Origin of the sequence: Ferruginibacter sp. (assembly GCF_031430955.1) — a bacterium.
GTDB lineage: Bacteria > Bacteroidota > Bacteroidia > Chitinophagales > Chitinophagaceae > Ferruginibacter.
In genome coordinates this window covers 1-5,222 of record NZ_JANPCM010000048.1, presented here as the reverse complement: position 1 = coordinate 5,222, position 5,222 = coordinate 1, and the positions used below count along the sequence as shown (strand labels likewise).

Below are 5,222 nucleotides of genomic sequence, written 5' to 3'. Positions count from 1 at the left end.
AAACATCCAGTACATGCCATTGGTAAAACAAAAATTAAAAGAGGGATATGCTTCAACAGTATCGGGCAGTTTTAAAACGGTGCTTAAAAAACCTTCCTTAAAATCGTATAATTCAATTTGTTTTTTCTCCATATTTAAAACACCCAGCTCGGCATTTTTTACAGCAGTAAAAACAACTGTAGTGCCATTGTAATCTTTTGGGGTTTCTGCATTCCATTCAAATTTTTCTCCAATGTCATCTTTTTTTGTCATACCAAATTTTAAACCAATGGCTTCATCCGAAGATCCATCACCAGCATATAACGATACCTGGTTGCCATTTAAAAACAATACTTCCTTTCTTACAGGATGGTACGTGCCCACACTTTGTTCGTTGGGCTGCAGCATTGCTGCCGAGTCAATGTCAAAACCAGTTACAGCTCCTTTTGGATCGATATTGTAATGAAACCAACCATTATCATTATAGCCGTTTCCACAAATTGTTTTTTTTACAGGATTGTACCACAATCCCCTTACATCAATTTTAGCAATTAAATTGTCTGATGACAAGCGTTTACCTTTTACATCAAAAACTGCTAATGGATAAGCTGCATTACCCGCCATAGTGGAGTAATATTTTTTTTGTAAAGGATGCCAAACTACAGCAGCGCCGTTGCTGCCGGGCATATCATCTTCTATAGTTTTGGGCATTTTAAGTTCCATTACTTTTTTTAATGTACTTATGGTTTGCGCTGTAACGGTAAAGCTTAAAAAAATAACTGCGGTTAGTAATAAAAAATATTTTTTCATGATAAATTTTATTGCAAGTAAGTAAATATTTTACCAATTACAATACCGTGTGCTGGGTATTTTACCAATCCATCTTTCTGTGCATCCATGTTAAAAGCCTTTTCATATCAACATTCTTTAACTGACGGTTCATTTTATTGATATAATAATCTGAGATTACCCAGTTCATCGGGAATTCTTCTTTGGTTTTTGTACTGTCGGTTAAAGGCCGGTATAAATTTACGGCCATGTAACCGGTATCTTTTGGGTTTTGATAAACGCCTTATAAATATTTTATCAACCGCCAGTCGTTAACAGACGTTTGTGTGCCGTAAGCACCAATCAATGTAAGTACCGGCGCTGCCAGATCATTTATTATGGGATGAATTTTATTTATTTCTCCTCCGCCACCCCATCCATTTTGTGCATGGATAATATAAAATTTTATTTTGCTTAGCCATGGTTTTGCTGTTTCATTTATTCTTATATAATCTTTTAAGCCAATAATCATTTCGTTTACAATACCTGCTCCCGAATTATCGAAGTAACCACCATCAACATAATAGCTGCTGTCTATACGGCCTGCCGGGCTTAAGTAGGGGAACCTTGCACCCATAACTACGGCAGTGCTTAATTTCATATCCTTACCCGGCTTTAATGTTTGTAAAATATCAATACGGCTGCCAAAAGTTTTATAATCTAATGCCACGCTGCTTATTACCGAAGGCCGGCCATCCTGCATACGTGTGGCGTTAATACAAATCATGGGCAGGTTTTCGTTACCGGTAGTAAAAGGAATCAGAGCAGACATCGGCATAAGAAATTTTGAATGTAAAAAAGAATTTTCCCCTTCTTCCATTGCATGCTCCAGTGCCGCAGCCCTGTCGTTAATAAATGGTAAAGGAATTATTGGCCGCAAAAAATCGGGTCCTAATGTTCGTGCCACGGTGTATGTTAAAAAATCTGATTTTAAATATTCCTGTGCACCCTTTGTAAAAGTTTGCCGGGCATTAATTGCCAATGCTTCCCTGTTTTTTAACAGCGCTAAAAAAGTGCCATTGCCCACGCTGCCCCCCGATGCACCAGATAAACAAAAAAGGTGCTGCGAAAATTTTCCTTTGGTAGTATCTTCCAATTTGCTTAGTACCGACGCTGTCCAGTAGCCGCTACGTGAAGCGCCACCATCTGCTAAAACAAAAAATACAGGATAGGTTGAATCCTGTTCGATTTCTATTTTTCTTTTACCGGCCCATTTATCAAAATAATTATACAGTGTGGGGCGGCCGTTAAATGCCTGCACATTTTCTTCTTTATACTTAACTAATTTTGCCCAGTGGGGTTCAAATATTTTTCCAAAAATTATTATTACTACCCACAATGCCATATGTAAATTAACTTTAAGCACTACTGAAGCAAATGTTATTAAACTAAAAAAACCTACCAACACGCCAAAAGAATTAAGCACCGATGCAAAGCTGCCCAGCAGTAATGAAAAATGATAACTGATTATAGTGCCGAAATAAACAAGAAGTGAAAGTGCTGTAATAATATTGTAAGTAATAAAAAACCATTTTTCTTTTTGGGGAATATTGGCATGGTATAAAATCTTTTCCCATACACCAAGTGTGAATACATTCCCTTTTTGCTTTTCTGCCTGCTGCCATTCTTCCGGAGAACGATAATCAAGCGGCATTTCAAAAACATCTTTTCCCTTTTCTTTAAAAGGCATACGGCCCCGGCGTATGATAACAATAAATAAAAACAGTACCTGTAAAATTATAATTGAAATTAAAAGTACCCACGAACTTATATACGGGTTTAATATTACCGTGTTCAGCATCAATAAACCGACAGTTATGCAACCAATTAAAATATAAATTTTTTTGAACCTTAATTTTTCTTTTTTTTCTTTTTCTTCCAGCACTTCCTGTGTTTCGGTATCTATATCTTTATTTATTCTTAGTTTTCCATCTCTTAGTTTTTTAAATTTTTTATATAAAAAAGCATAAGCCACAAAAGACAGTATTAATAACAGCCAGTCTAAATATCCTGGCAATGTAAACGACAGGTAAGCATCTTTGGGTAAACGCAATAATGCGATCCATATAACACTAAAACCTAAAAACCCAATAACCCTTGGTGTATGAAAACCCAGCTGTTCATTTTTTTCGTACAGAATTTTTTTCCGGTAAATTAAAATGCGGCTGCTGTACCAGGATACAAGCGTAAAAAATAAAAGAGCCAGCAAAACTATGCCCCCCATGTATTTTTTTTCCAGCATATCTATCAACACATCTCTGCCCTGCGATAATTGCCAAAAGCAAATAAAGGTTGCTATTAAAAAGATTACTGCAGGAAAAAGAAACCAGATAATTTGTAAAAAGGCAGTAAAAAGCCGCAAAGGGTTTCTAAATATTCTCCACAAAAACCTGAAGAAATGCCACACGGGAATTAATAAATTCCAAAACCGGTGAAATATCCTTGACATAGCATAAAGTTTAAGCAGTTAAGATACTCAAACAATAAAAGCTTTGCAATACCATAAAGTGGTAACGGTAATTATTATTTTACTGCAGCATTTAAAGTTTTCCATAACAGGTCTTTTAACTCCTGTAAACCTGTGCCGGTTAAAGAAGAAATAAAAACATGCGGAATTTTTTTCGGTAATTCTTTTGCAATAGCTGTTTTTAATTCCTCATCCAGCATATCGCTTTTGCTTATTGCAATTACAAAATCTTTTTGCAGCATTTCGGGGTTGTACTCCTTTAGCTCATTATATAAAATGTCGTATTCTTTTTTATGGTCTTTACTGTCGGCAGGTATTAAAAATAATAAAATAGAATTGCGTTCGATATGGCGTAAAAAACGATGGCCTAATCCTTTACCTTCGGCAGCGCCTTCAATAATACCCGGTAAATCGGCAATGCAAAAACTTTTTCCATCACGGTATTCTACCATACCCAATTGCGGAACAATTGTAGTAAAAGCATAGTCTGCAATTTTTGGTTTAGCTGCAGTAATGCGGCTTAACAAAGTAGATTTACCAGCATTGGGAAAACCCACCAAACCCACATCGGCTAAAACTTTTAATTCTAAAACTTTCCAGCCTTCTTCACCATCTTCCCCGGGCTGTGCATATTCGGGTGACTGGTTGGTGGCAGTTTTAAAATTGCTGTTGCCCAATCCGCCACGGCCACCTTTTGCAAGAATTACTTCCTGCCCGTCTTCTAAAATTTCTGCAACAACCGTATTGGTTTCTTCATCTTTAGCAACAGTACCCAACGGCACTTCTATAATAATATCTTTACCGGTAAGGCCACTGCTGTTATTTTTGCTGCCATTTTCGCCATCATCGGCCAGTACATTTTTAAAATAACGCAGGTGCAATAAAGTCCATAACTGGCTGTTGCCTTTTAAAATAACATGGGCACCACGGCCGCCATCGCCACCATCGGGCCCACCCATTGCCGTAAGTTTGTTACGCATAAAATGCTTGCTGCCTGCGCCGCCATGGCCGCTGCGGCAAAATACCCTTATCTGATCTACAAAGTTTGATTTTTCTGACACGTAAAATATTTAAAGCGCAAAGGTCTGTAAAATTTAAAGAAAAATGGTGTATTAAGGTGTATTAAAAAGTAAATGTATTCTCTGGATAAAAGATTAAAACAAAACATTATAAAAAAGAATATTTTGGAAGGCAGCAATAAATATATAAATCATGTCTTGTTAAAAAAGAAAGATGCCAATAAGAAATTTATTTTTTACGTTATTGATAACAGGATTGTCTGGATTTTTAATGCAGGGCTGCTGTAAAGTATATTGTGGTATTAAAACATTTACTGTAAGATTTATAAATTATAAGGTTGCTGATATTGATACAGTGCTATATGTAAAATATGCAGCAAACGGAAGGTTTGATCAAAAAATTGACAGCATTTATGAATACCCTTATCCTAACCAGGCCGATACTATACATGCAGGGCTTTTAATGAATGTAGAGTATAATAAAGATTGGAAAATTAAATTATTGAGCACCGGCAGAGAATATAATATTACAGCAATACAAACCGCTAAAAAAAACTGCACCTGTGGCAGCAGTACTTACGAAGTAATTTCAAAATATAATTTAGATGGAATTAATTACAACACCGATATTTTTGATTTGAAAAAATAAATGATCATTTAGTATCATTCCATGTTTTATAATCAGCCGTTTCAATTTTATAATGCTCAGGTATTTCTCTTAACGGTTCACAAGCTTTCAAACTTTCGAATAAATCCTTAGGTAATTGCTGGTATAATTTTGTACCTTCTGTTTTCCACGCCACCATAGCATCACTCACTTCTTTAATTTTTTTTGCAGGATTGCCTACTATTAAACTGCGGCGCTCAAATTTTTCATCAGCCTTTATAAAACTTAATGCACCAACAATGCACTCCTCTTCTAAAACAAC

Annotated in this window: 6 protein-coding genes; 1 reads left to right on the top strand and 5 read right to left on the bottom strand. The window is 35.9% G+C overall.

The window, feature by feature from the left end; translation table 11 throughout:
- The 4 genes from ACY65O_RS01395 to obgE form a co-directional block, all read right to left on the bottom strand.
- On the bottom strand, positions 1-789 hold a 789-nt coding region (locus ACY65O_RS01395), incomplete at its 3' end, for a hypothetical protein (RefSeq protein ID WP_462219059.1).
- A 61-nt stretch (positions 790-850) separates the two neighbouring features.
- Positions 851-1,018: a hypothetical protein gene (locus ACY65O_RS01390; protein ID WP_462219058.1), complete on the bottom strand. Its 168-nt coding sequence runs from the start codon at positions 1,016-1,018 to the stop codon at positions 851-853.
- A 33-nt stretch (positions 1,019-1,051) separates the two neighbouring features.
- On the bottom strand, positions 1,052-3,256 hold the full coding sequence (locus ACY65O_RS01385; RefSeq protein WP_462219057.1) for a patatin-like phospholipase family protein: 2,205 nt from the start codon (positions 3,254-3,256) through the stop codon (positions 1,052-1,054).
- Between the two features lie 74 nt (positions 3,257-3,330).
- A complete protein-coding gene (gene obgE / locus ACY65O_RS01380) occupies positions 3,331-4,335 on the bottom strand; it encodes a GTPase ObgE (RefSeq protein WP_462219056.1) in 1,005 nt (334 codons plus the stop codon).
- A 172-nt stretch (positions 4,336-4,507) separates the two neighbouring features.
- Between obgE and ACY65O_RS01375 the strand changes: the two genes are divergently transcribed.
- Positions 4,508-4,942 (top strand): SH3 domain-containing protein, encoded by a 435-nt coding sequence (locus tag ACY65O_RS01375; protein WP_462219055.1) that lies wholly within the window; start codon positions 4,508-4,510, stop codon positions 4,940-4,942.
- A gap of 4 nt (positions 4,943-4,946) precedes the next feature.
- Here the strand turns inward: ACY65O_RS01375 and ACY65O_RS01370 are convergent.
- Positions 4,947-5,222 (bottom strand): LbetaH domain-containing protein (locus ACY65O_RS01370; protein WP_462219054.1); only part of this gene is annotated, 276 nt, incomplete at its 5' end.

Excerpts from the sequence above, each read along its gene's own strand:
- ACY65O_RS01390 (WP_462219058.1), bottom strand. The coding sequence starts at position 1,018 with ATGGCCGTAAATTTATACCGGCCTTTAACCGACAGTACAAAAACCAAA.
- ACY65O_RS01385 (WP_462219057.1), bottom strand. The coding sequence starts at position 3,256 with ATGTCAAGGATATTTCACCGGTTTTGGAATTTATTAATTCCCGTGTGG.
- ACY65O_RS01375 (WP_462219055.1), top strand. The coding sequence starts at position 4,508 with ATGCCAATAAGAAATTTATTTTTTACGTTATTGATAACAGGATTGTCT.